Genomic DNA, 24,048 nt, shown 5'->3' with positions numbered 1-24,048 from the left:
GCCCTCCGTCTCTGCACCTAAACTTTCCCCTTCCCTTTGATCCAAAAGAGGTTCACCCAATCTTCGACGGGAAGGTTCTTGTTTGTGATCGTCTCAGCGGCATTCCGATAAGATTCCGGGGAAATCATCAGTTGCCCGGTCGCCCAATAAACGCCAAGCCCACCAGCCGTTTGCAGGCAGGCGGCTGTGACAAGGGTGGTTGCCACCGCGAAGTGCAACGCCTGCTCGTGGTCCCTGGGCAGATCCAGACAGCCGACAATCACATGCGCAGAATGCCCGGCAACGGCTTCCGGCGCACCGGGCCAACCGATCGATGTTGTGGCAGGACGATCCAATGTCCCTCCCGGCACAGGCTCTGCCTTTGCGATGATACTGATTTTAACTCCGCCGAATTCGACAATTGCGGGCTGATCGCCCACCTCGCCTCGAAGAACGCTGGCGGACATGCCTATAGGACCAGCCAGTTCCTTCACGCGCGCGACTATAGCCTCGGCGTCGATGCGCTGGTGCTGGGGGAGAAGTACAAAACTGAAAAATCGGTCAGACATTTGGGGACCTTTTGCGGTGCTGTTGCTGTAATTCGTGTACACCAGCAAGCCGCTGGCGTCTCAAATCTTTAATTCGGAACACTACTCCTCTCACCCCAACACCTTTGCGCCTTGCCTTTCTTTCCTTGACCGCCTCCCCCACCCTTGCCGCCTGCGGGCCCGGCGAACGCAGCGTGAGCTTCGTCAACCAGTGCGTCCAGCAGGTCTGGATCGGGGTGACGGGCGGCGCGGGAGATGCCTGCGGCGCCAAGAACAGCTGCCCGACCGGTCAGGCCTGCAACACCAACAACAACACCTGCTACTACACGCTCGGCACTCCGGCGGCGGGCGGCTACGGCCTGGCCGCGAAAACCGGCACCGCCGAATTCTGCGTGCCGGCGCAAACCGGCGCGACCCAATGGAGCGGCAACGTGTTTGGCCGCACGGGCTGCGATGCCTCGGGCAACAATTGCCAGACCGGCGAATGCGGCGGCAGCCCCTGCCCGCCGGGCCAGGGCGGCAACCCGCCGGTGACCCAGGCCGAATTCACCCTGCAGACCACCGCGTCCGACTTCTATGACGTGGAGATCATCAACGGCTTCAACCTGCCGATGGAGATGAAGCCCACCGGCGGCGCACCCTACAAGAGCGTGCCGGACAATCCCTACACCTGCGGAAATCCCGGCGGCGTGACGCCGCTCAACGACACGCTGACCGGCTGCACCTGGACATTCGACACCACCGTCGGCGGCACGGACTATGCGAGTTATCTGCGCATGGTCGCGCCGGCCGATCCGCAGACCGCCTGCACCGCCGATTCCGATTGCTCCGGCGGCGCGCTGTGCGGCCTCGTGCAGCAGGGCGCGAGTCTCAGCCGGATGTGCGGCAGTGAGATCGGCTGGTGGAGCGGCGATCAGGTCTGCGGCGTCGATCCGACCTTCGGCGCGCCGTTCAACTGCGGCCAGGCGGTCCCGGCCGCCAACGGCGCCTTCGGCACCGTCGCCAATCTGTTCGGCTGCGTGCTCGACAAGACCGGCAAGCCCGCCGCCCAGTCGTGCTACACCGACGGCGCGTCGGACACCTGCTGCGGCTGCCCCAACTGGCCCTACCCGACCGACGACGGCAAGACCTGCCAGGCGATCAATTCCGCCTGGACCACCAGCGTCCAGCCCTGGGTGAGCTTCCTCAAGAACGCCTGCCCAACGGCCTACTCCTATCCATACGACGACAAGACCAGCACCTTCACCTGCCAGTCGCAGGCGGCCACCAACGCGGTCGACTACACCATTACCTATTGTCCCGGCTGAGCCGGAGCGGGCGCCTGTCGCCCCGGCCGATGAGGGGCGGCGCAATGGCTTTGACAAGAAGGGGCTTCGGGAATAGGAGGATCGCAGCCTGTTGCGATCCTCATCCCCGGAGTGTTTCATGACCGCCCTGACGCCCTTCCACCTCGCCTTCCCCGTGCACGACATGGACGCCGCGCGCGCGTTCTACGTCGACGTCATCGGCTGCGGCACCGGCCGCGAGGACCCCGGCCACTGGCTCGATCTCGACATGTTCGGCCATCAGGTCGTGGCGCATTACAAGGAAGGCATGGAAACCGGCATCGCCATTCGCAACGCGGTCGACGGCGACGCCGTGCCGGTGCCGCATTTCGGCTGCGTGCTGGCCATGTCCGACTGGGAAGCCCTGCGCGACCGGCTCGTGGCGCGCGGCGACATCACCTGGATCATCGAGCCGCGCGTGCGCTTCGCCGGCAAGCCCGGCGAGCAGGCCACCATGTTCGTGCTCGACCCCTCCGGCAACGCGCTCGAGTTCAAGGCCTTCGCCGACATGAGCCAACTCTTCGCCACGTAACTGTGCGTTCCGGCTCGCCGGACCATCCTTCATACCCGATTGTCATCCCGGCTGTAGCGAAGCGGAAAGCCGGGACCCAGTAAACGGCGGCCAAGCGGCTCTTGCCCTCATGCCGCTGCCGCCACAATCAAATTGCAGGCATCAATGGCTGCTGGGTCTCGCGTTGCTCGCCCGGGATGACATTGAAGGGTGTGGTGGCGCGGAGTGGACGGCGTCCGTGCGCAAGGCGCGCGCCCTGCCCTCACACCCTCCACACCATGCCAATAAAATAACCTAGCGAAGCCAGCGCGATACGTTACTCTGGACGGGCACCCGCACCGAGAGAGTCACGCCCGATGGCCAGCGCCGCAGCGCCACCGTTCATGCTTGAATCCATCGCCCTTCTGGGGGCGGCGGTCATCGCCGTGCCGCTGGCCAAGCGGCTGGGGCTTGGCGCGGTGCTCGGCTATCTCGCCGCCGGAATCGCCATCGGCCCCTTCGGCGCGCGGCTGGTCGCCAACGCGGAAAGCATCCTGGCGACGGCGGAGCTGGGCGTCGTGCTGCTGCTCTTCGTCATCGGCCTCGAGCTCAAGCCGGCGCGCCTGTGGCGGATGCGCCGCGACATCTTCGGCCTCGGCGCGGCGCAGGTCGCGCTCACCGGCATCATTTTGGCGCTCATGGCGCTGCCGCTGATCAACGACTGGCGCGTGGCGCTGGTCGCCGGCTTCGGCATGGCGCTGTCGTCCACCGCCTTCGCGCTGCAGATGCTGCAGGAGCGCGGCCAGCTTTCGACCAGCTACGGCCAGCGCGCCTTCGCCATCCTGCTGTTTCAGGATATCGCCATCGTGCCGCTTCTGGCCGGCGTGGCGCTTCTGGCCCCGCCGGCGAGGGCGAGGCCGCGTCGCTGTGGCGCGACACCGCCATTCCGTTCGCCGCGGTCGCCGCCGTGGTGATCACCGGACGCTACCTGCTCAACCCGCTGTTTTCGTTTCTCGCCAAATGGGGCGCGCGCGAAGTCATGCTGATCGCGGCGCTCCTGGTGGCGCTGGGCAGCGCGGCCATCATGCATCTGGCCGGGCTGTCGATGGCGCTGGGCGCCTTCATCGCCGGCGTGCTGCTGGCCGAATCCTCCTTCCGCCCCACGCTGGAAGCCGATATCGAGCCCTTCCGCTCGCTGCTGATGGGCCTGTTCTTCATGGCCGTCGGCATGGCGTTCGATCTCGGCGCCGTGCTCGACGCCTGGCCGCTGATCGCGCTCGGCGTGGTCGTGGTGATGAGCGTCAAGGGCGCCCTGCTGTGGGCGCTGACGCGGATTTTCGGCGCCACCAATTCCGATGCGCTGCGCATTTCGGTCACTCTGCCGCAAGGCGGCGAATTCGCCTTCGTGCTGTTCAGCGCGGCGGTCGCCGCCAATCTGATGGACGAGACCTGGGCCACCCAGTTCACCGCGATCGTCATCCTCACCATGGTGATGACCCCGGTGGGCGCCGCCGCCTTCGACCGGCTCGCCGCACGCCTGCGCGAACGCGGCATCGCCCCGCAGGTGATGGACAGTTTCGAGGAGGCCAAATCGTCGGTGCTGGTCTCCGGCTTCGGCCGTTTCGGCATGATGGCGGCGCAGATGCTGACCTCCGAAGGCATCGAGATCATCGCCATCGACAACCGCCCCGAGCGCATCGAATACGCCCGCAAGCTCGGCTACAAGGTCTATTACGGCGACACCACCCGGGCCGACGTGCTGCGCGCCGCCGGTGCCGCGGACGCCGCCATCATCGCCCTGTGCATCGAGCGCGACGATGTCATGAACCGCGCCGTCACCATGATCCGCTCCGAGTTTCCCAAGGCGCGCATTTTCTGCCGCGCCACCGACCGCGCGCACGCCATCGACCTGACGCGCCAGCAGGTCGATTTCCACATCCGCGAGACGTTTGAATCCGGAATCGTCTTCGGCCGCGCGGCGCTGGCCGCCCTCGACATCCCCACCGACCGGATCAACGCCATCGAGGAAGACGTCCGCCACCGCGACGAGGAACGCCTGCAACTGCAGCTCCGCGACGGCTATTTCGCCGGCGCCGATTTTCTGCACGCAAAGACACCGCGCAAGGAGCCGAGCAAGACGGAGGTGTGAGGGAGCTGGTGGCACAGCTCATATCCATCGTTCGTCATCCTCGGCCTTGTGCCGAGGATCCATGTTTTCAATGGCTTATGGATGGTCGGGACAAGCCCGACCATGACGAAACTTCGGTTTCTATGGCTTTATCAGCAGTCTGGTGTGAGAGTTTTCCTTCCCATCACCCTTGATGTCGTCCTCGGTCTCTCGAAGCTCGCCCCCTACTCCGCCGCCACCGCCTCTTCGCGCCATTCCTGTGTGGCCTGGCGCAGGATCAGGACCGACGACCACAGAAACAGCCCGGCCATGCCCAGCGCGACGAGAATATCCGGCCAGCCGCTCTGGCTCGCCCAGACGCCGGAAGCCGCCAGCATGACGACCACATTGCCAATCGCGTCGTTGCGCGAGCACAGCCACACGGAGCGCACGTTGGCGTCGCCGTTGCGGTAGGCCATCAGCAGGCCGACGCTGGCGAGATTGGCGACGAGCGCCGCAAACCCCACGGCCCCCATCACGGCGGCTTCCGGCACGCCCGGGCCGAGCACCTGCCACAGGGTTGAGCCGAACACCCACAGCGCCATGACGCCGAGACTGACGCCCTTGGCCAGCGCCGCCATGCTGCGCACGCGCACGCTGCGGCCCAGCACCCACAGGCTGATGCCGTAGGTCAGCGTGTCTCCGAAGAAGTCCAGGGCATCCGCCTGCAGCGCCTGGGAGCGCGCGGCGACGCCGGCGGTCATCTCCACAAAGAACATCACGGCATTGATGACGATCACCAGCCACAGAACCTGGCGATAGCGGCGCGTCAGTCCCTCGAAGCGCACCTCGTGATTGCAGCATCCAGCCATTTTTCGTCTCCGTGCCCTTGCCTCTTGCGTCGTGAGAACCAACCTACAAGCTACAGCCGCTGTAGCTTCAAGAGGATTCTTCAACATGTCCGGAACAGCCCAGCCGGCGCCAAAAGCCTATTCCATCGGCGATCTGGCGCGCGCCACCGACACGCGGGTGAACACCATCCGCTTCTACGAGCAGCGCGGGCTGCTGCCCGAGCCGCCGCGCTCGGACGGCGGCCAGCGGCGCTACGACCGCGCGCATCTCGACCGCCTCGCCTTCATCCGGCACGGCCGCGCGCTGGGGTTCTCGCTCGACGCCATCGCCGAGCTTCTGGCGCTCAGCGACGATCCGGACGCGCCCTGCGCGCAGGCCGACCAGATCGCGCGCGGCCATCTGGCGGCGGTGGAAAAGCGCATCAGCCAGTTGCAGGCGCTGCACAGCGAACTCACCCGCATCACCCGGGCCTGCCAGGGCGGCAGCATCGGCGACTGCCGCATCATCGAGGCCCTGTCGGACTGAGGCGGGCCCGCCGGGCAATTCGCGCGCCGGGACTGGAAATGCCCCGCCCCAGGGCCTATTGTCCGGCTGAACCGGACCGCCGCACGCCGGCATCGGCTGTCACCCCAGGAAGCAGAACCAAGAAGCAACGCGCATGAACCGCTATGAAGCTCCCAAGCCGGGCGGCGAGGCCCGCATCCGCTATCTCGACGGCGATTTCTCCGTGCTGTCGCCGGGCACCTTCGTGCGCTGCGCGGTCACCGGCCAGCCGATCCCGCTCGACGAGCTGAAATACTGGAGCGTCGAGCGCCAGGAAGCCTACGTCGACGCCCACGCCGCCATCAAGCGGCACGAGGAAGTCCAGGGCTGAAGCGTCCGCACCTTGCGCGCGACGACCTTGTAAATGTCATCCCGGGCGCGCAACGCGGGACCCGGTAACCATTGAGATTCCGGCTCTTGCCAAAGCGTCTCGTCTCGCTGGAGCGATCTTGACGTCATCTGTCAAACGCCGTCGGCTACTGGGTCCCGGCTTTCCGCTGCGCTGCAGCCGGGATGACAATCCCTGTAACGCATTCGAGCAAAGCCTCTCGTAAATTTTACCTATATCCGAAAAGCCGCTATGATTGGTCATGGTGCGGAGCCACGACTACTTCACCTATATTCTCGCCAGCAAGATCGGCGGCACGCTCTATGTTGGCGTTACCAATGACCTGATCCGTCGCGTCTCCGAGCATCGCGAGGGCACGGCGAGTCGGTTCACAGCGAAATATGGCGTGCATCGCCTCGTCTTTTTCGAACACCACACGTCCGTCGACCAGGCGATCGCACGCGAAAAGCAGATCAAGCGTTGGAAACGCGCGTGGAAAATCCAGCTCATCGAGGCGCGCAATCCCAACTGGGACGATCTGTATCCCGCCCTCGCCTGAGAAGCCAAACTTCGGCACATCCCACTGCTGTCATCCCGGGCGAGCAAAGCGAGACCCGGGACCCAGTAACCATTGAATTCCGCGCCCGTGCCGAAGCGTCTCGCCACGCTGGGGCGATCTCGACGTGACCAGTCCAACGCCGTCGGCTACTGGGTCCCGGCTTTCCGCTGCGCTGCAGCCGGGATGACAGCGTGGGTTGGCGAAAATCGCTCCCCCGCACCCTCCTACCGGAAGGCGTGGGTGCGGATCGCTTGCGCGGCGAGGGTGACCAGGCGCTGTTCGTCGCGCGGCACCATGTCGACGCTGAGCACCCGTGAGGAGCCCGTCAGCCAGCGCAGCAGCTCGCTGTCGTCCGCCTGCAGCCGCAGCATGTCCTTGGCCGTGGTCACCGGCAGCAGATCGTGCTTTTCCGCCAGCGTCAGAATGTCCTTGGCGTCTTCGGCGGTGAACGGATGGTGGTCGGGATAGCTGCGGGTCTGCACCACCTCGGCGCCCGCCTCCTCCAGCGTCTTGAAGAATTTTTCCGGCCGGCCGATGCCCGCGAACGCCAGCACCCGGCGGCCGTCGATATCCGGATTGGGCGCGGGGTCAGGTCGCCGCGCAGGATCGGCATGGCCCGGCGCGCCGCCCGGCGCACCATGGCCTCGCCCGGCTTGCCCTCGCCGATCACCAGAAGCGCATCCGCCCGGGCAATCTGGACGGCAAGCGGTGCGCGCAGCGGGCCCGCCGGGATCACCATGCCGTTGCCGACGCCCGCAGCCCCGTCCACGACGATGATCGACAGATCCTTGACGAGCGAAGGGTTCTGGAACCCGTCGTCCATCAGGATCACGTCGGCGTCCTGCTCGGCGGCGAAGGCCGCGCCGGCCACCCGGTCCGCCGCGACAATGGTTGGCGCCGCCTCGGCCAGCAGCAGCGCCTCATCGCCCACCTCGGCCGCCGTGTGCGTGTCCGCATCCACCAGCAGCGGGCCTGTCCGCGTGCCGCCATAGCCGCGCGTCAGGATCACCGGGCGATGCCCCTCGTGCCACAGCAGCCGCGCCAGCGCGATCACCGTCGGCGTCTTTCCCGCGCCGCCGGCCACCACATTGCCGATGCAGATGACCGGCAGGCGGCTGCGCGCGGGCGCGCCGCGGCTCATGCGCCGCCGGGCTATGACGCCGTAGATCCAGCCGATGGGCGCCAGCAGCAAAGCGCTCGGCCCGGGCCAGGATTTCCACCAGAACTTCGGCGCCCGCCTCATGTCCGCCCCCGGTCTCGCCGGCGGCGCGCGTGTCCTTGGCGGCCGTCTCGGCCGCCGCGTCTGACGCCGTGAAGATCGGATCGAGCGCCGCGATCACCCGCGTCAGCGCGCCCTGCCCGTCGGCCACGGCGCTGCGCGCGGCGTCCGCCATGGCCGCGCGGGCCTTCGGATCGCCGACAAGCCGCGTGAGCGTGCGGCCGAGGTCGTCCTCTCCCGCCGCCACATGGGCGCCGCCGGCGGCCTCGAGCACCTCGTAGATTCTCTTGAAATTGCGCGTGCTGGGGCCGCAGGCGATGGCGCAGCCCAGTTGCGCCGGCTCGATCGGGTTGTGGCCACCCTTGGGCACCAGCGAGCCGCCGACGAAGGCGACCTGCGCCAGCCGGTAGAAGAGCCCCATCTCGCCCATGGTGTCGGCCACATAGACGCCGGTCGCCTTGCGGATGGCGTGGCCGAGCGAGCGCTGCGACACGTCATGGCCGGCCTGCGCGAAAATGTCGCCCACCGCGCGGCCGCGGTGCGGATGGCGCGGCGCGCAGACCAGCAGCAGATCAGGGAAGGTTTCGCGCAGGGCGGCGTGCAGCCGGGCAACGATCTCCTCCTCACCCTCATGGGTGCTGGCGGCGAACCACACGGGCCGGCCGCCGATCACGGCGCGCAACCCCGAGAGCTGGTCCGCATCGACGCTCAGCATCGGCACGTCGAACTTGAGATTGCCCGCCACCCGCACATCCGCGACGCCAAGCCGCGTGAACCGCTCCGCGTCGCCAGCCGACTGCGCCAGGCACAGATCCAGCGCGCCGAACACGCAGGCCGCCGAGGAGCCCAGCCGCCGCCAGCCGTGAAACGAACTCTCCGACATGCGGCCGTTGACGATCACGGTCGGAATGGCGCGGCGGCGCAGCCGGGTCAGCGTCGCCGGCCAGATCTCGGATTCCACCGCGATCGCCGCCGTCGGCCGCCAGTGATCGAGAAACCGGTCGATCGCCGGCATCACGTCGAAAGGGAAATACTGGTGGATGGCGCCGCGCGGCAGCCGCGCCGCGGCCACATTGGCCGAGGTGACGGTGCCGGTGGTCAGCAGCACGGTCAGCCCGCGTCCGGCGATCCAGTCGATCAGCGGCAGCACCGCGTTGGTCTCGCCGACGCTTGCCGCATGCACCCACACCAAAGGCCCCTCGGGGCGCACATGGGCCGTACGGCCGAAGCGTTCGTCGCGGCGCGCGGGCTCTTCCTTGCCGCGGCGCACGCGCCAGGCATAGATGCCCGAGAGCAACGGCAGCGCCAGCCGCCCGCCCCAGCCATAGGCCGCAAGCAGCACGCCGCCCGACACGGGCATGCCGGACGCCGGCGTGCCGGAGCCGCTGCCGGCCGGTCCGGCCCGCTGCGGCCGGTCTGCGTTTGCGTCAGTCATGCCACTTCGGCCATGCCCATCTCCGGCCACCTTCGCCACCGGACATGGCGTAGGCCCGTTCGGTCGCCCGATCAAGCCCCGCTTCCACCGCAAGACGCGCCTCTTCCAGCGCCGCGTCATCGGCGTCCGCCGGAACGCGGATCGGCTCGCCGATGGTCAGCCCCACCGTTCCGAACGGCAGATTGATGCTCGCGCTGTCCCAGCTGTCGAGATCGATGTGCAGGCTGGAGGCGATCGCCACGGGCACGATCGGACAGCCGGAATGCTTGGCCAGTTGCACGATGCCCGGCCCCGCGATCCGCGCCGGGCCCTTGGGCACGTCCGCCGTCAGCCCCACCGAGGCGCCGTCGCGCAGCACGCTGAGGCATTCGAGAAATCCGCGCATGCCGCCGCGCTTGCGCATCTGGTGGGCGTTGCGGCCGCCCGAGGCGCGAATCAGCCCCATGCCCAGCCGGCGCGCGGCAATGGCGTTGATCTCGCCGTCGGCGGAGCGCGAGATCATCACCCGCATGTCCCATTCGCGCAGGCGCCCAAGCGGCACCATGAAATGCTGGCCGTGCCACATGGCGATGATCACGGGCAGCTCGTTGCCCAGCCGCTCGTAGAGATCCGGCGGGTCGATCACCAGGCGCGAGGTCTTGCGCACCAACAGCAGATAATAGGCAAGGAAGGTTCCGGCAGCCTTGAGGGCGAACGGATGCCGCCCGACGTGCTTCAGCATGCCGCCTCCTCGGTCGGCGCCTCCGCGGCGGGCTCCAGCACGCCGCTTTCGGTGAACTGCGCGGCATGCAGGCTGGCGTAGAGCCCCTTGCGGGCCAGCAGCTCGTCGTGCGACCCGACCTCGACCACCCGGCCGGCGTCCATCACGCAGATCTTGTCGGCCTTCTTCACCGTCGACAGCCTGTGCGCGATCATCAGCACGGTGCGGCCCTGCAGCAGCGTGTCCATGGCATCCTGCACCTTGGCCTCGGCGGCCGCGTCCAGCGCGCTCGTCGGCTCGTCGAGCAGGATGATCGGCGCGTTCTTCAGGATCGCGCGGGCGAAGGCGATGCGCTGCTTCTGGCCGCCCGACAGCCGGTTTCCGTCCTCGCCCGCTTCCGTGTCGAAGCCCTTCGGCAGGGCTGCGATGAATTCGGAGGCGGCAGCGGCCTGCGCGGCCTCCTCCAGATCCTCCTGGCTGGCGTCGGGCGATCCGTAGCGGATGTTGCCGCCCACCGTATCGTCGAAAATCACCGGATCCTGGGTCAGCAGCGCGCTGGCGCGGCGCACGCTCGACAGCGTGTGGTCGCGGATGTCCTCACCGTCGATCAGCACGCGGCCGGATTCCGGATCGAAGAACCGCGGCACCAGGTTGAGCACCGTGGACTTGCCGGCGCCGGACGGGCCGACCAGCGCCACGCGCGATCCGGCGGGGATCTCGAGCGAGAAATCGATGAGCACCGGCTTGCCCGGTTCATAGGCATAGGTGACGTTCTCAAAGGTGATCGCGCCGCCCGGCGCGGCCAGTGGCGTGGCGTCCGGCGGCGTCTGCACCATGCTCTTGCGGTCGAGGATCTCGTAGACACGGTTGGCCGCGATCACGCCCTCCATCAAGGTGTTGTGCAGCGAGGCCAGTGACTTGAACGGCTGATAGACCAGCATGGCGGCGGTCATGAACCCCATGAAATCGCCCAGCGTCAGCCCGCCGTGAATGCCCTGCCAGCCGCCGTAGAAGATGGCGCCGGCAAAGCCGATGCCCGACAGGCCTTCCGTGATCGGACCCGTGGCGGCGCGGGTGCGCTGGGTCTGCATGCCGTACTCGAACGTGCGCTCGATGATCGTCTCGGCGCGCTCCAGCTCGCGGGTTTCCTGATCGTAGGCCTTGACCACGCGGATGCCCGCCAGCGTCTGCGCGACGATGCGGCCGAGATCGCCCACACCCTGCAGCGAGCGGTTGACCGACTGCTTCATGCGCTTGCGCTGGAACCGCAGCAGCCAGCCGCCCAGCGGCATGACAATCAGCAGCAGCAGCGTCAGCAGCCAGTCCATGTAGAGCATGGAGGCGACGAGGAAGAAGACCGACAGCAGGTTCTTGACCATGGCCGTCAGGGTCGAGGCGGCGGCCGAGCGCACCAGGCCCACATCGTTCATGAACACGGAGACGAAGCGGCCGGAGTGGGTGCCGTGCAGCCAGCCCAGGTCGGCCAGCGCCAGCGTCTCGAACAGCTGCTTTTGCAGATCGGTGGTCACCCGGCCCGCGATAAAGGCCTCGGTCACCCGCGAGACGTATTCCGCCGCCGAGCGGACCGCCATCACCACGATGACGATCAGCGGCAGCATGTAGAGCATGGAGGTGTTCTTGCCGACGAAAATCTGGTCGGCGGCGTTCTTCATCAGGAACGGCAGCGCGCCGGTGGTGGCGGCGACGAAGGTCATCGTCACCAGGGCGACGCTCAGCACCTTCCAGTGCGGCGCCACGTGCTCCTTGAAGATGCGCCGCACGGTTTCCGGCACGTGATAATCGGCGCCGATGTAGCGGTCGTCCTCGGCATCCTTGCGGATGTTGTCGGTCAGAATGTTCCTCAAGGAGGTCGTGCCTCGCCTTTGCTCGGATCCTGTCGCGGCGAACCAAAGCCGTTCCGCCGCCGAGATTACGCGTCAATGTAACTGGCGGGCCACCGTATCCGGAGCGGATTTCCGCCCGGCGCGCGACACCGTCGCCGCGCGAAGCTTTCGCGAAGATGGCGCGCGGCGCAAGACCCGCTGGCGCAACGGCCGCAAACGCGCGGCCGCGCGGGTGTCATGCGGCGTCGGTTTCGGGATCGAGCAGCCGGTGCATGTGGACGATGAAATAGCGCATGTGCGCGTTGTCGACGCTGCCCTGCGCCTTCGCCTTCCAGGCGGCGTAGGCGGTGGCGTAGTTGGGATAGATGCCGACGATGTCGAGCGCGTCGAGATCCTTGAACTCGACGCCGCTCACGCTGGTGAGCTCTCCGCCGAACACAAGATGCAGAAGCTGCTTGCCTGTTTCCTGTCCGCTCATGACCGTCCTGTCTTGTCTTTGTAAAGCCCGTCCGCGCGACGGGCTCTGTGTCTTGCCTGCCGCGGCGCCGGCCGGGAGGAGCCAGGGCGCCGAGCGTGCGCGACGCTGCGTCTAAGCCGCCTCAACCGCGCGATGGACCAGGGCGCCGAGCCCCTTTTGCAGCGCGGCCGGAGCCGCGATCAGCGCCGGATGCCGGATGCTCGGCTGATTGTAGACCAGCGGCTCCCCATCAAGCGCGGTGAGCCGCCCGCCCGCTTCGTGCACCAAAAGATCCGCCGCCGCAAGATCCCAGTCGTGCGCGTTGGCGCGCGCGATGGCCGCGTCGCACCGTCCCGCGGCCACCAGCGCGATGCGCAGGGCCAGCGAGGGCACGACGATTCCGGGCGCCACGCCGGCATCCCGGAAGGCCTCGTGCCGGGTGATCATCCGGGGACCCGCGATCTCGGCACCCTCGAGATCGGTGCGCGCGCTGACGCGCGCCTCCGCGTCGTTCAGCGTTGCGCCGCCGCCGGCCACCGCCAGATACATATCATCGCGCGCGGGGCAATAGACCGCGGCCGCGATCGGCCGGCCCGCCTCCACCACCGCGATGCACACCGTCCAGTTCTTGTCGCCGGCGATGAAGCCGCGGGTACCGTCGATCGGGTCGACGATGAACACGCGGTCGCTGGAAAACCGCGAGCGGTCGTCCGCCGCCTCTTCCGACAGCCAGCCGTAATCAGGCCGCGCGCCGCGCAGCCGCTCGGCCAGCAGCGCGTCCACCGCCATGTCGGCTTCGGTCACGGGCGAATCATTGGCCTTGGACCAGACCTTCGGGTCCTTGCGGAAATAGCTCAGCGCCAGCGCGCCCGCCTCGAGCGCCGCCTGCCGGATCACGGCGAGATCCTCCTGCGCGGTTGTGAGCGTGATGGCGGGCTCAGCGTCCTGCAAGGGTCAGTCCTTCAATGGCGATCGAGGGGGTCGAGGTCGAGAAGCGGTCGTCGAGATCGCTGGCCGGGCGCAGCCGCGCGAACATGTCGATCAGATTGCCGGCAACCGTCACCTCGCTGACCGGGTAGGTCAGCTCGCCGTTCTCGATCCAGAATCCCGACACGCCGCGGCTGTAGTCGCCGGTCAGCCCGTTGACGCCGTGGCCGATCAGGTCGGTGACATAGATGCCCTCGCCGATCTCGCGCAGCAGATCCTCCGGCGCGATCTCGCCGGGTGCCAGCGTGAGGTTGGTGGAGCCGGGCGAGGTGCCCGAGCCGCCGCGCGAGGCGCGGCCGTTGGTGATGAGCCCCAGTTCGCGCGCCACGGGGCTGTCGAGGAACCAGCACCGCAGGATGCCGTCCTCGACCATGGTCAGCGGCGCCACGGCCACGCCCTCGCCGTCGAAGGCGCGCGAGCCGAGCGCGCGCGGCCGCAGCGGATCGTCGGTGATCGTGATGCCGGGCGCGAAGATCCGCTGGTCCATCTTGGACTTGAGGAAGCTCGTACCGCGGGCGATCGACGCGCCGTTGATGGCGCCGGCGAAATGGCCCAGCAGCGAGCGCGCCGCGCGCGGCTCGTAAAAGACGTTCGTGGTCCGCGTGGTGATCTTTTGCGGGTTCAGCCGGCGCACCGCGCGTTCGCCCGCGCGCCGGCCGACGGCGGAAGGATCGTCGAGATCGGCGCGGTGGGTGCGGTGATCGAAGTCGTAGTCGCGCTCCATCAAGGTGCCCTCGCCGGCCACCGCCGTGGCGGAGAAGCCGCTGCGCGACACCATATAGGAGCCGGTGAAGCCGCCGCTGGTCGCCAGCACGACGCCGGCCAGCCCCCAGGACGCCGATGCCCCGCCGGACTTGCTGACGCCGGAGACGTCCAGCGCCGCCGCCTCGCAGGCCAGCGCAACATCGCGCAGCATGTCCGCGTCCACCGGCGTCTCATCCACCAGGTCGAGCTCGGGAAAGGTTCTTGCCAGCAGCGCGGGGTCGGCCAGCCCTGCGAAACGGTCCGGCGGCGCGACGCGGGCCATGGCCACGGCGCGCTCGGCGAGCGTCGCGGGATCATCAAACACGTTGGCCGAGACGCTGGCCTGGCTTTGGCCAATGAACACCCGCAGCGTGAAGTCGTCGGACTCGGACCGGTTGGTTTCCTCGACCACGCCGTTGCGCACATCGACGCCCAGGGAGACCCCGGTGATGGCGACGGCGTCGGCGGCGTCGGCTCCGGCGGCCCGGGCGGCTTCAACGAGCCGGGCGGCCTGCGCCTCGAGCGCGGCCTGGTCAATATGTGCGGTCATGCGGGCGCAATCCAATCGATGGAAGACAGTTTCTCACAAGTGGCGCCGGGCTTCACGGAAGGACATGACCGCTCGGCGCGTCTGGGGCGCCACGGCAGGCGGCGCTCAGCCACTGTGTAGGACGCGCCGCGCCGCATCACAAGACCGGGCGAGCACCGGGGTCCGCGCGGGACGAAGGCGGGCTGTCGGGAAAGCCGCGGACCCGCCTGGTCATAATTCCCTAACCCTTTTCAAACTCACACAAATTTAACCAGCCTTCTTAAGCAGATTCCCATTTTGCGCCTGTAATGTCTCCCCATTCACGAGATCCGGCGCACACAAGACCGGTTCCGATGGAGAGGCAAATTGAGGCGTCAAACAGCAACCTGCGGAGCCACTTCCGCGGGGCCGGGTCCGTGCGAGCGGCTCGACCCCCAGAAACTTCCCTCGCGCTTCACGCTGCCCGTCACCACGGGCGGCGTGGACGCGGCGGATGTGTACCTTGATCGCAAGACCGCCATCATAGCACGGCGGACGGACGCGCCCGGCGCAAGCGTCACGCAAAGCGTCAGCGTGCCGTTCTCCAGCTTTCGCGGCGTCGCGGCGCGGGTCGAACCCGCCGCGGTGCCCGGCGAGATCCGCGTCACGCTCGAGCTGTTGCATTCCGACCCGCGGCTGTCGCTGGCGCTGATGCAGGCCGACTGTATGGACGATGTGGTCGCCGACTGGCAGGCCTGGTCGCGCCAGTTCGGCGTGCCGCTTCTGCTGATCGAGCAAGACGGCCGCATTCGCGAAATCGCGGGCGCGGCCAACCGCGCCCAGATCGGGCGGCCGGGACCCCGGCGGCGTTCTTCAGTACTGCGTGAACGCCGCCCCCGGTTTCTCATCCGCCGCCGCACCGGCCACACCAACCCGATGCCGCTGCACGCCGGCGAGCGCGAGATCATAGCCCGCACGTAAGGGCCGGGGATAACAATTCCGAGCGCGTCAAACAAAGCATCCGCCGACCCGGAAAACCGGGCGGCGGATTTTTTGGTTTCCGCTGACCGAGGCGCGCTGAAGACCAAGCCGGACACCCGGCGGTTCGCGGAAAACCCGGCCCTTCCCGGGCGTCGTCGACGCGGCTTGCGTCCGCCATCGCGCCTGTGCCAGAACGCCGGGACGCGCGCCTTCACGCGGCGTCGCGGATCGCATGTGGCCGAAAGCCGGACGTTCTCTTCCCAAACAAGCCCTGTCGAAGGCTCGCCGATGAAATCCCCCGCCCCCCGGGACCTGCCCCCGCGCCAGCGGTATCGGCCGCTGCTTCACCGTTTCTGGCGCCGTCTGGTTGATCACGGCAAGAAGCCGGTCAGATATTTGCGTCAGTTAAGGCGCATGAGCCGGGCGGGATTGGGGATCGCGCTCGGCATGCTCGACTACCCGGCCGCCTGGGTCGGCTGGTTCAGACCGCGTGACGAACTGGCCGCGGCCGTCGCGGAGCTTCTGATGGTCGGCTTTTACGGCAAGACCGCCGCATCGCCTTCGGCCCGCCTGCTCGCCCGGCAGGTGCGCCGGGGGAAATCGGGGGCGTCTTCTTCGTGACCCAGAACGTCGGCACGACCGGAGAGGTAACCGGCCTGCTGCGTCTGTTTCGCGGAGGCCGGTTGCCGCCACTGCTGGCCGTCGACCATGAGGGAGGCAGAGTGCAGCGGTTGAAGAACGCGCAAGGCTTTACCCGCCTACCCGCGGCGCGCAACCTCGCCGAAACGATGTCGCCTGCGGAGGCGCGCCCGCTGTACGCTCAGGCGGGACGCGAACTGGCCGCGATGGGGTTCAACGTCAATTTCGGACCGGTGCTGGATGTCGATGAGCCTTCCAACCCGGCGATCGGGGCCTCCCGGCGCGCCTACGGGACCGACCCCGAGCGTATCGCGGCCTATGCGCAAGCCTTCACCGAAGCGTTCGCGAGCGCCGGAATCCTCTGCGCGGCCAAACACTTCCCCGGCCATGGCCGCTCGGTCAGCGACAGCCATACCGGTGTGGCCGACATTTCCGCGACCTGGAGCGAGGCGGAACTGGAGCCGTTCGCGCGCCTGCTCGCCTCCCCGCATCCGCCGCCCATGGTGATGACGGGCCACCTCCGGCTCGATCCGGTGGCGCCCGATGGCCGGCCGGCAACCGTCTCCGCGCCGATCGTAACCGGCTTGCTGCGCGAGCGCCTGGGCTACACGGGCGTCGTTGTGACGGACGATCTGGACATGGGCGCCGTCAGCCGTCTCATGAACCGGCAGGAGGCGATCGTCCAGGCGATCGCCGCGGGCAATGACCTGCTCATGATCAAGAACCTCTTCGATTACGACCCCCTGCTGCCGCAACGCGCGGTGCGCTCGGTCCGCTCAGCCATCGCCCGCGGGCTCCTGAGCAAGGCGCAGGTCCTGGCCGCCGCCGAGCGCGTCCGCGCGATCCGCCGGCAGGCGCACCGGCACGCGGCCGCAGAGGAATAGATCTCGCCAGGGCGAGCAGCGCGGCGCCTTCGGACGCCGCCGTATCCCACCGCCTTCTGGACCGCCGCCGACCACAGCACTCCGGCACGCCTGCGCTGATGCGGCCCGACGGCCAGGCGATGTGGCGGCCGACAGGCAGGCCTGGTCGCGCCGGTTCGGCGTGCCGCTGCTGCTGATCGAGCCGGACGGCCGCATCCGTGACATCGCGGGCGCGGCCAACCGCGCCCAGATCGGGCGGCCGGGACCCCGGCGGCGTTCTTCAGTACTGCGTGAACGCCGCCCCCGGTTTCTCATCCGCCGCCGCACCGGCCACACCAACCCGATGCCGCTGCACGCCGGCGAGCGCGAGATCATAGCCCGCACGTAAGTGCCGGGGATAACAATTCCGAGCGCGTCAAACAAACCATCCGCCGACCCGGAAAACCGGGCGGCGGATTTTTTGTGCGGGGGAGGGACGGCCCGCCGGGTCGCCGTGGCCTGCAAACCGGTTTTCCCTACGACGTCATCCAAACCGGTGCCGTTCAGCCGCCTGTCATCCCGGGTCTCGCGGTGCTCGCCCGGGATGACAGTCGGGATGCGATCAGGAGACCGATGGTCAACGACAGGCTCGGTTACCAAGTTCAGCCGCCGATCGTCAGAGTTTTCCTATCGGACCTTCTAAGACGCCCTCACCTCACGCCTCAAACTCCCGTGCAAACCCGCCGATCAGCGCCGTGTAGGTGACGCCCAGCGGATCGAGCGCCGCCGCACTTCCCTGTCGCGTGCCTCTACTCGCCTCGCGGTCGTTGATCGCCCCATGGTTTGATCCTGCACGAAAATAGAACGGAAGAAAGTATAACTGGGCAGACGATGGGCTCGTCAACTAGCGACAATATTTTTGATATCGAAGAATTCTATCAACTGCCGCTTCTGGCATGCCTTTGTTAAATATAAATGAAATATAAGACGCTTTAGCTTCAATAAATATTTCTCCAGTACATGAATACAAAGAAACTAAACTTCGAATATTATTCGATTTTAAAAACTCATCGGCATCTGAACTATACGCATTCAATTCATAAGAGCGTGGCGTTATTGGCGGACCTTTAGGATAGGGGCGCCGCAGCTCAGAGCTATGCTTTTCAACGATTTTCGAAACTTCCTTCCGCTTTTCTGCAATCTCATTCCGAAATCTAAATATTAATACCTTAGATCTCGAGGTTTTACCTTGCATAATCTCCGCAACCTCCCGAAGATTCATTATCGTCTTGCTCTTCATCGCCTGAACGTATGACTTACATTCTTTTCGAAAATGATCAACTACCTCAAATTCACAGTTCCCTACTGATACTGAAAACTTTGAGATGCCAAAACTAAATAAATTTTCGCGCATATCCCTCTCAATATTTCTTTCCAGCACCAAAATATCATTTGCACTTACATGCCAAGATCCATAATGTTTGTTGCCCAATAGTCCAAAAAAATACGCAGACGTAATAATTATTAATATAAAACCTACCAGAATAGCTATTGTTCGAATATTCACTCAGGAATCACCAATTCACGATTTAAAAGCAACATGTTTTATACCGACTCTTGCCATGCCCATCGGCCGCCGCGCCTCACCCCTCAAAATCCCGTGCAAACCCGCCGATGGGCGCCATGTAGGTGACGCCCAGCGGATCGAGCGCCGCGCGCACTTCGTCGTCGGGCGATCCGTAGACGACGAACCGCTCCGGCTTGGCCAGAGCGAAGAAGCGTTCGGCGTAGGTGTGGCCGAAGGTGGTGAGATGGACCATGGTGGCGGCGGAGTCCGCGTAGCGTTCGTAGATGTGGACCGTGCCGCCGTCGGCGCTTGCCGACCATTCGTAGATCAGCGCGCCGGGCTCGTTGGTCTTGGTCGCCTCGACCATCTCGCTCATCAGCGTCTTGAGGTCGTCGAGCTTGCCGTCGGTGACCGACAGTTCGAGAATCCAGTCGACGTGATCCGCCATGCGCCTCATCCCTTCCGGCTTGTCCCCGCCAAGCGGGAGTTCTGACATTGCGGAATGAGACTATGGGGCCGATCCCTGTTGCGCAACTCGGCCGATTTCCGGTATCGCGCGGCCCGGTCGAAAGCCGATTCAAATTCCATTCAAAAAACATTCGAAATCGACGCAACAAAGCTGCGAATTCGATGAATTTTGACAGCCGCAGTTGATTGGCTTGTCAAAGATTTCCGATCATCGCGTCGGCGACCAGACCCGTAAAGACGATCCAGCCGTAACCGCGGTTGGCCTTGAACAGTTTCAGGCACTGGTCCGGCTCGTCGATGTCGAGCACGACGATCTGCCAGCCCAGGTGCAGGGCGCCTGCGGCAAGGCCTAAGAAGGCCAGCGGTCCGGTGTCGGCCAGGGTTGCGGCCAGCGCGAAAAAGCATGTCGCGCCAATGTACAAGAGCACGAGCGCGGGCTTGGTCCAGTCGCCAAACAGCCGTGCCGTGGAGCGCACGCCGACCAGCGCGTCGTCCTCCTTGTCCTGATGCGCGTAGATGGTGTCGTAGCCGATGGTCCACAGGATTCCGCCGCAGTAGAGCGCCAGCGGCGGCCAGCCGAGACGGCCGAATTCCGCCGCCCAGCCCATCAGCGCGCCCCAGGTGAACGCCAGACCCAGCACGAACTGCGGCCAGTCGGTCACCCGCTTCATGAAGGGATAGACGGCGACGACGGCGAGCGAGGCGATACCGAGAAAAATCGTGAAACTGTTGAACGACAGCAGCACCGCGAGGCCGACAAGCGACTGCAATACAAGAAAGAATGCCGCCTGAAACACGCTCACCTGGCCGCTCGGGATGGGGCGCGAACGGGTCCGCTCGACCGAGCCGTCGAGGTTGCGGTCGACGATGTCGTTGTAGGTGCAGCCCGCCCCGCGCATGGCGATCGCGCCGATCATGAACAGCGCCAGATGGGTGGGTTCGGGATACAGGCGCCCCGCCGCGCCCGAGGCCAGCGCCACCGACCACCAGCACGGCCACAGCAGCAGCCACCAGCCGATCGGCCGGTCCCAGCGCGCAAGCCGGGCAAAGGGTTTCAGCCAGTTCGGCGCGAACCGGTCGACCCAGTTTCCCTTCACGGCGTCGGCGACGCTGCCGTCCGGTGTCGTCTGCATGGCGGTCCCAGGTATCCCGAAAATGGAAGCCCTTCCCGTCGCGCGGATCGCGGCCTGCGTCAAGAGCCTTGCGAAAACGAGACGGCGTCGTTTGCATGAACCGGCACTCGTGCTAGACCGCGCGGCAACCGAATTCCTGCGACGGGGCATCCCATGAACGTCTTGCTGATCGGCTCCGGCGGCCGCGAACATGCGCTGGCCTGGGCGATGTCCAGATCCACGCAACTGGACACGCTTTACGCCGCCCCGGGCAACGCCGGCATCAACCAATTGGCGACACAGGCGGATCTGGATATCGCCGACCACGCGGGAATCGCGCAATTCTGCCGCGACAAGGCGATCGGCCTGGTGGTCGTCGGCCCGGAAGCGCCGCTGGTGGCGGGCCTCGTCGATGATCTCGCGGCGGCCGGCATCAAGGCCTTCGGCCCCAATGCGGCGGCGGCCCAGCTCGAGGGCTCGAAGGGCTTCACCAAGGATCTCTGCGCCAAATACACCATCCCGACCGGCGCCTATGGCCGCTTCAGCGATGCGGAGTCCGCCAAGGCCTACGTCCGCGAACGCGGCGCGCCGATCGTCGTGAAGGCCGACGGACTGGCCGCCGGCAAGGGTGTGGTCGTCGCCATGGAACTCGCCGAGGCGCTGGAGGCGGTCGACGCCTGCTTTGACGGCAGCTTTGGCGCGGCGGGCGCGGAAGTCGTGGTCGAGGAGTTTTTGGACGGCGAGGAGGCCAGCTTCTTCGCCATCTGCGACGGCGAGACCGCGCTGCCGCTGGCCACCGCCCAGGACCACAAGCGCGTCTTCGACGGCGACGCGGGCCCCAACACCGGCGGCATGGGCGCCTATTCGCCGGCCCCGTGATGGACGAGGCGATGGTGGCGCGGACCATGGCCGAGATCATCGAGCCGACCATGCGCGGCATGGCGGCGGACGGCCACCCGTTCAAGGGCGTGCTGTTCGCCGGATTGATGATCACCGACAAGGGCCCGCAACTCATTGAATACAATGTCCGTTTCGGCGATCCGGAATGCCAGGTGCTGATGATGCGGCTGAAGGACGATATCCTGCTGCTGATGCAGGGATCGGTCGACGGCACCTTGAAAAACATGAGCGCGCGCTGGCGCGACGAGGCCGCACTGACCGTGGTCATGGCCGCCAACGGCTATCCGGGATCTTACGAGAAGGGCACGGAAATCAAGGGCCTGGACGAGGCCGCAACCGATCCGGATGTCGAGATCTTCCATGCCGGCACGAAGGCCGACGGCGCGCGGATCCTCGCCAGCGGCGGCCGGGTGCTCAACGTCACCGCGCTCGGAGCATCCGTCACCGAGGCGCAGAAAAAGGCCTACGCCGCGGTCGACAAGCTCGACTGGCCGCAAGGCTTCTGCCGCCGCGACATCGGCTGGCGCGCCGTGGAACGCGAAGCTGGCGAATAGGCAGCTTTGAACAGGATTGAGAACGCCATGATGCTCCCCGATCTGTTTCCCGGCTTCGACACGCGCATGATCGCGGGCGACGGCGCCAATTTGCATGTGCGCATCGGTGGCGAAGGGCCGCCGCTGGTGCTGCTGCACGGCTATCCGCAGTGCGGCGTCATGTGGCACCGGATCGCCGGGGATCTGGCAAAGCGTTTCACAGTGATCATTCCCGACCTGCGCGGCTACGGGCAGAGCTCGGTGCCGAAGTCGTCGCGTGGCGAGGGCTATTCCAAGCGGGCGATGGGCAACGACATCGCCGCGATGATGACCCGGCTGGGTCACGATACCTTCGCGCTGGCGGGCCATGACCGTGGCGGCCGCGTCGCCTACCGGATGGCCTTCGATCATCCCGGGCGGCTGACGAAAGTCGCCGTCCTCGACATCCTGCCGACCTACGACTACTGGACGCAGATGGACTGGATTTCGGGCCTGCGGATGTATCACTGGCTGTTCCTGGCCCAGCCCGAGCCCCTGCCGGAGACGCTGATCAGCGGCGCGTCGCGGCTCTATCTCGAGCACACGCTGGCGGCCTGGACGGAGACCAAGAGCCTCGCCGCCTTCGACCCCCGCGCGCTGGAACACTACCGCGCCTTCTTCGACGAACCCGACCGTATTCATGCCTGTTGCGAGGACTATCGCGCCGGCGCGACCATCGACATGGAACTGGATACGGCGGATCGCGCGGCGAGCCGCACGATCGACGTGCCGCTGCTGGCGATCTGGGGCGCGCGCGGACTTTCGCCGCAGGGCGCCGCGCCGCTCGACGTCTGGCGGCAATGGGCGCCCGGCGCGCAAGGCGTGGGAGTGGGCGCCGGTCACTTCGTCGCCGAGGAAAGCCCGGACGGCACGCTGAAAGCCTTGCAGGAATTTCTCGCCTAGGGAGCATTCCCGTCTTGCATTCGCCGCAGTGCACCCGACATGATCCGGACAGGTTTTCACGCCAGTGCCGCTTGCCGCAAGGCGCATGCGCCCACCCCTGAAAGCCGTCTGTGCATGCTCTCCGGCTTGAAAGGCTGAAAACCATGGCTTCTCCGCGCATCGGCATTGCATTGGGCGGCGGCGGCGCGCGCGGCCTTGCGCACATCCCCGTGCTCGAAGCGCTGGACGAGATGGGCGTCAAGCCGGTCGCCATCGCCGGCACCTCGATCGGCGCGATCATCGGCGCGGGCTACGCGGGCGGTCTCACGGGCGCGGATCTTCGCACGATCGCCGTGGACACCTTCCGCAAGCGCACCGAAGCGCTGGGCAAGGTATGGAAGCTTCGACCGCGCAAATTCTCCGACCTGTTCGCCGGCGGCGGGCTGGCGCAATTCGATGCCGCCCGGGTTCTCGAGATTTTCGCCGGCCCCTCGATCCCGCGCGATTTCGACGCGTTGCAGATCCCGCTGACCGTCGTGGCGACCGATTTCTACGAGTGCACCGAGGTGATCATCCGCTCGGGCGACTTGCACCGCGCGGTGGCCGCCTCCATCGCCATTCCCGTGGTGTTCAAGCCCCTGACGTTCGAGGGCCGCGTGCTCATCGACGGCGGCGTGGTCAATCCGCTGCCCTTCGACACACTGCCGGCGGGTCTCGATGCGGTGATCGCGGTCGACGTGGTCGGCTCGCCCAACCGGCGGCACGGCCGCGCCCTGCCGACCGCCAGCGACTCGATCTTCGGCGCGACGCAGATCCTGATGCAGACGATCACCGCGGAAAAGCTCAAGACCCGCCATCCGGACATCCTGATCAAGCCGGCGATCAACGCCTTCCGCGTGCTGAACTTCCTCAAGGCGGAGGAAATTCTGGCGGCTTCGGAGCCGGTGAAGGACGAGTTGAAGCGCAAGCTGGAAAAAACGCTCAAGAGCCTGGAAGCGGCGTGAGCCGGCCGGCCTGAAGCGCGGTCAACGCCGCCCCTTGAAGAACGCCGTGAGAATCTCCGCTGCCCGGCTTTCACCGATGCCCGAATAGACCTCCGGCGCGTGGTGGCAGATGGCGCTTTCGAAATAGCGCGTGCCGTGCTCCACCGCCCCGCCCTTCACATCGCCCGCGCCGAAATACAGCCTGCGAATGCGGGCGAAGGATATCGCGCCCGCGCACATCGGGCACGGCTCGAGCGTCACATAGAGATCGCAATCGATCAGCCGCTCTGAGTCAATCGTCCGCGCGGCCTCGCGGATCGCCAGCACTTCCGCGTGCGCGGTCGGATCCTTGAGCTCCAGCGTGCGGTTGCCCGCCGCTGCGATCACCACGCCGTCGCGCACCACCACGGCGCCGACCGGCACCTCGCCGCGCGCGGCCGCCGCCTGCGCCTCGGCAAGGGCCGCACTCATGAAACT

At 66.5% G+C, this 24,048-nt stretch carries 24 protein-coding genes and 3 pseudogenes; 14 read left to right on the top strand and 13 right to left on the bottom strand.

Translation table 11 applies throughout. The features are described from left to right. Positions 1-17: 17 nt before the first annotated feature. A complete protein-coding gene (locus tag D1F64_RS04730; RefSeq protein WP_162901297.1) occupies positions 18-596 on the bottom strand; it encodes a hypothetical protein in 579 nt (192 codons plus the stop codon). Between the two features lie 125 nt (positions 597-721). On the opposite strand from D1F64_RS04730, the gene D1F64_RS04725 reads away from it, so the two are divergent. The 4 genes from D1F64_RS04725 (at position 722) to D1F64_RS25015 (ending at position 4,491) form a co-directional block, all read left to right on the top strand. Continuing rightward, positions 722-1,834: a thaumatin family protein gene (locus tag D1F64_RS04725; protein WP_162901296.1), complete on the top strand. Its 1,113-nt coding sequence runs from the start codon at positions 722-724 to the stop codon at positions 1,832-1,834. 118 nt (positions 1,835-1,952) lie between these two features. Further along, positions 1,953-2,384, top strand: coding sequence for a VOC family protein (locus tag D1F64_RS04720; protein WP_117411477.1), 432 nt, complete (start codon positions 1,953-1,955; stop codon positions 2,382-2,384). 335 nt (positions 2,385-2,719) lie between these two features. Further along, positions 2,720-3,316, top strand: a complete 597-nt coding sequence (locus D1F64_RS25020; protein ID WP_205470659.1) for a cation:proton antiporter — start codon at positions 2,720-2,722, stop codon at positions 3,314-3,316. Further along, on the top strand, positions 3,310-4,491 hold the full coding sequence (locus D1F64_RS25015; RefSeq protein WP_205470658.1) for a cation:proton antiporter: 1,182 nt from the start codon (positions 3,310-3,312) through the stop codon (positions 4,489-4,491). The genes D1F64_RS25020 and D1F64_RS25015 overlap by 7 nt, the downstream gene beginning before the upstream one ends. Positions 4,492-4,694: 203 nt before the next feature. On the opposite strand, the gene D1F64_RS04710 is transcribed toward D1F64_RS25015, so the two are convergent. Further along, a complete protein-coding gene (locus D1F64_RS04710; protein ID WP_117411476.1) occupies positions 4,695-5,321 on the bottom strand; it encodes a cation transporter in 627 nt (208 codons plus the stop codon). A gap of 85 nt (positions 5,322-5,406) precedes the next feature. On the opposite strand from D1F64_RS04710, the gene D1F64_RS04705 reads away from it, so the two are divergent. The 3 genes from D1F64_RS04705 to D1F64_RS04695 all read left to right on the top strand — a co-directional run bounded on the left by D1F64_RS04705 (position 5,407) and on the right by D1F64_RS04695 (position 6,731). Beyond that, positions 5,407-5,826: a helix-turn-helix domain-containing protein gene (locus D1F64_RS04705; protein ID WP_117411475.1), complete on the top strand. Its 420-nt coding sequence runs from the start codon at positions 5,407-5,409 to the stop codon at positions 5,824-5,826. A gap of 133 nt (positions 5,827-5,959) precedes the next feature. Beyond that, complete coding sequence (locus D1F64_RS04700) at positions 5,960-6,175, top strand: DUF2093 domain-containing protein (protein WP_117411474.1); 216 nt, start codon at positions 5,960-5,962, stop codon at positions 6,173-6,175. Positions 6,176-6,434: 259 nt separating this feature from the next. Beyond that, complete coding sequence (locus D1F64_RS04695; protein WP_117411473.1) at positions 6,435-6,731, top strand: GIY-YIG nuclease family protein; 297 nt, start codon at positions 6,435-6,437, stop codon at positions 6,729-6,731. 224 nt (positions 6,732-6,955) lie between these two features. On the opposite strand, the pseudogene lpxK reads toward D1F64_RS04695, so the two are convergent. From lpxK to D1F64_RS04660, 7 genes and pseudogenes are all read right to left on the bottom strand, one after another. Further along, positions 6,956-7,872, bottom strand: a pseudogene (gene lpxK / locus D1F64_RS04690) (tetraacyldisaccharide 4'-kinase). An 856-nt stretch (positions 7,873-8,728) separates the two neighbouring features. After that, positions 8,729-9,310, bottom strand: a pseudogene (locus D1F64_RS24250) (glycosyltransferase N-terminal domain-containing protein); the annotation flags it as partial. Between the two features lie 67 nt (positions 9,311-9,377). Continuing rightward, positions 9,378-10,106, bottom strand: a complete 729-nt coding sequence (locus tag D1F64_RS04680; protein ID WP_117411472.1) for a lysophospholipid acyltransferase family protein — start codon at positions 10,104-10,106, stop codon at positions 9,378-9,380. Beyond that, positions 10,100-11,950 (bottom strand): ABC transporter transmembrane domain-containing protein, encoded by a 1,851-nt coding sequence (locus D1F64_RS04675; protein WP_117411471.1) that lies wholly within the window; start codon positions 11,948-11,950, stop codon positions 10,100-10,102. The genes D1F64_RS04680 and D1F64_RS04675 overlap by 7 nt, the downstream gene beginning before the upstream one ends. A 214-nt stretch (positions 11,951-12,164) precedes the next feature. Further along, positions 12,165-12,407 (bottom strand): DUF4170 domain-containing protein, encoded by a 243-nt coding sequence (locus D1F64_RS04670; protein WP_117411470.1) that lies wholly within the window; start codon positions 12,405-12,407, stop codon positions 12,165-12,167. 111 nt (positions 12,408-12,518) lie between these two features. Continuing rightward, positions 12,519-13,337 (bottom strand): 3'(2'),5'-bisphosphate nucleotidase CysQ, encoded by an 819-nt coding sequence (locus D1F64_RS04665; protein WP_117411469.1) that lies wholly within the window; start codon positions 13,335-13,337, stop codon positions 12,519-12,521. Further along, positions 13,324-14,667 (bottom strand): TldD/PmbA family protein, encoded by a 1,344-nt coding sequence (locus D1F64_RS04660; protein WP_117411468.1) that lies wholly within the window; start codon positions 14,665-14,667, stop codon positions 13,324-13,326. Before D1F64_RS04660 ends, D1F64_RS04665 begins: the two co-directional genes overlap by 14 nt. Positions 14,668-15,012: 345 nt before the next feature. On the opposite strand from D1F64_RS04660, the gene D1F64_RS04655 reads away from it, so the two are divergent. The 4 genes from D1F64_RS04655 (at position 15,013) to D1F64_RS04640 (ending at position 17,496) form a co-directional block, all read left to right on the top strand. Next, a complete protein-coding gene (locus D1F64_RS04655; RefSeq protein WP_162901295.1) occupies positions 15,013-15,606 on the top strand; it encodes a DUF6101 family protein in 594 nt (197 codons plus the stop codon). 288 nt (positions 15,607-15,894) lie between these two features. After that, the gene (locus D1F64_RS23075; RefSeq protein ID WP_162901294.1) at positions 15,895-16,227 is read left to right on the top strand and encodes a hypothetical protein; all 333 of its coding nucleotides are present in this window, start codon (positions 15,895-15,897) and stop codon (positions 16,225-16,227) included. Further along, entirely contained in the window at positions 16,224-17,129 is a 906-nt protein-coding gene (locus tag D1F64_RS04645) for a glycoside hydrolase family 3 protein (RefSeq protein WP_162901293.1), read from the top strand. The genes D1F64_RS23075 and D1F64_RS04645 overlap by 4 nt, the downstream gene beginning before the upstream one ends. A gap of 121 nt (positions 17,130-17,250) precedes the next feature. Further along, positions 17,251-17,496 (top strand): DUF6101 family protein, encoded by a 246-nt coding sequence (locus D1F64_RS04640; RefSeq protein ID WP_117411464.1) that lies wholly within the window; start codon positions 17,251-17,253, stop codon positions 17,494-17,496. Between the two features lie 495 nt (positions 17,497-17,991). Here D1F64_RS04640 and D1F64_RS23070 read toward each other — a convergent pair whose 3' ends face one another. From D1F64_RS23070 to ubiA, 3 genes are all read right to left on the bottom strand, one after another. After that, complete coding sequence (locus D1F64_RS23070) at positions 17,992-18,654, bottom strand: hypothetical protein (RefSeq protein ID WP_162901292.1); 663 nt, start codon at positions 18,652-18,654, stop codon at positions 17,992-17,994. Positions 18,655-18,730: 76 nt separating this feature from the next. Next, positions 18,731-19,102 (bottom strand): antibiotic biosynthesis monooxygenase, encoded by a 372-nt coding sequence (locus tag D1F64_RS04635; protein ID WP_117411463.1) that lies wholly within the window; start codon positions 19,100-19,102, stop codon positions 18,731-18,733. 214 nt (positions 19,103-19,316) lie between these two features. Further along, a complete protein-coding gene (gene ubiA, locus D1F64_RS04630) occupies positions 19,317-20,255 on the bottom strand; it encodes a 4-hydroxybenzoate octaprenyltransferase (protein WP_117411462.1) in 939 nt (312 codons plus the stop codon). Positions 20,256-20,408: 153 nt separating this feature from the next. Between ubiA and purD the strand changes: the two are divergent. From purD to D1F64_RS04615, 3 genes and pseudogenes are all read left to right on the top strand, one after another. Continuing rightward, a pseudogene (purD, locus tag D1F64_RS04625) lies at positions 20,409-21,688 on the top strand (phosphoribosylamine--glycine ligase). A 27-nt stretch (positions 21,689-21,715) separates the two neighbouring features. After that, on the top strand, positions 21,716-22,609 hold the full coding sequence (locus tag D1F64_RS04620; RefSeq protein WP_117411461.1) for an alpha/beta hydrolase: 894 nt from the start codon (positions 21,716-21,718) through the stop codon (positions 22,607-22,609). A gap of 143 nt (positions 22,610-22,752) precedes the next feature. After that, positions 22,753-23,592: a patatin-like phospholipase family protein gene (locus D1F64_RS04615; protein WP_117411460.1), complete on the top strand. Its 840-nt coding sequence runs from the start codon at positions 22,753-22,755 to the stop codon at positions 23,590-23,592. A 21-nt stretch (positions 23,593-23,613) separates the two neighbouring features. Here D1F64_RS04615 and D1F64_RS04610 read toward each other — a convergent pair whose 3' ends face one another. Then, positions 23,614-24,042 (bottom strand): nucleoside deaminase, encoded by a 429-nt coding sequence (locus tag D1F64_RS04610; protein ID WP_248304624.1) that lies wholly within the window; start codon positions 24,040-24,042, stop codon positions 23,614-23,616. Between the last annotated feature and the right edge of the window lie 6 nt (positions 24,043-24,048).

Source organism: Breoghania sp. L-A4, from assembly GCF_003432385.1.
GTDB lineage: Bacteria > Pseudomonadota > Alphaproteobacteria > Rhizobiales > Stappiaceae > Breoghania.
The sequence above is the reverse complement of the archived record's forward strand: the minus strand, read 5'-3'. Positions and strand labels throughout refer to the sequence as shown.

Coding starts and splice junctions, on each gene's coding strand:
- D1F64_RS04720 (WP_117411477.1), top strand. CDS start 1,953: ATGACCGCCCTGACGCCCTTCCACCTCGCCTTCCCCGTGCACGACATG.
- D1F64_RS25020 (WP_205470659.1), top strand. CDS start 2,720: ATGGCCAGCGCCGCAGCGCCACCGTTCATGCTTGAATCCATCGCCCTT.
- D1F64_RS04710 (WP_117411476.1), bottom strand. CDS start 5,321: ATGGCTGGATGCTGCAATCACGAGGTGCGCTTCGAGGGACTGACGCGC.
- D1F64_RS04705 (WP_117411475.1), top strand. CDS start 5,407: ATGTCCGGAACAGCCCAGCCGGCGCCAAAAGCCTATTCCATCGGCGAT.
- D1F64_RS04700 (WP_117411474.1), top strand. CDS start 5,960: ATGAACCGCTATGAAGCTCCCAAGCCGGGCGGCGAGGCCCGCATCCGC.
- D1F64_RS04695 (WP_117411473.1), top strand. CDS start 6,435: ATGGTGCGGAGCCACGACTACTTCACCTATATTCTCGCCAGCAAGATC.
- D1F64_RS04680 (WP_117411472.1), bottom strand. CDS start 10,106: ATGCTGAAGCACGTCGGGCGGCATCCGTTCGCCCTCAAGGCTGCCGGA.
- D1F64_RS04670 (WP_117411470.1), bottom strand. CDS start 12,407: ATGAGCGGACAGGAAACAGGCAAGCAGCTTCTGCATCTTGTGTTCGGC.
- D1F64_RS04660 (WP_117411468.1), bottom strand. CDS start 14,667: ATGACCGCACATATTGACCAGGCCGCGCTCGAGGCGCAGGCCGCCCGG.
- D1F64_RS23075 (WP_162901294.1), top strand. CDS start 15,895: ATGAAATCCCCCGCCCCCCGGGACCTGCCCCCGCGCCAGCGGTATCGG.
- D1F64_RS04635 (WP_117411463.1), bottom strand. CDS start 19,102: ATGGCGGATCACGTCGACTGGATTCTCGAACTGTCGGTCACCGACGGC.
- ubiA (WP_117411462.1), bottom strand. CDS start 20,255: ATGCAGACGACACCGGACGGCAGCGTCGCCGACGCCGTGAAGGGAAAC.
- D1F64_RS04620 (WP_117411461.1), top strand. CDS start 21,716: ATGATGCTCCCCGATCTGTTTCCCGGCTTCGACACGCGCATGATCGCG.
- D1F64_RS04615 (WP_117411460.1), top strand. CDS start 22,753: ATGGCTTCTCCGCGCATCGGCATTGCATTGGGCGGCGGCGGCGCGCGC.
- D1F64_RS04610 (WP_248304624.1), bottom strand. CDS start 24,042: ATGAGTGCGGCCCTTGCCGAGGCGCAGGCGGCGGCCGCGCGCGGCGAG.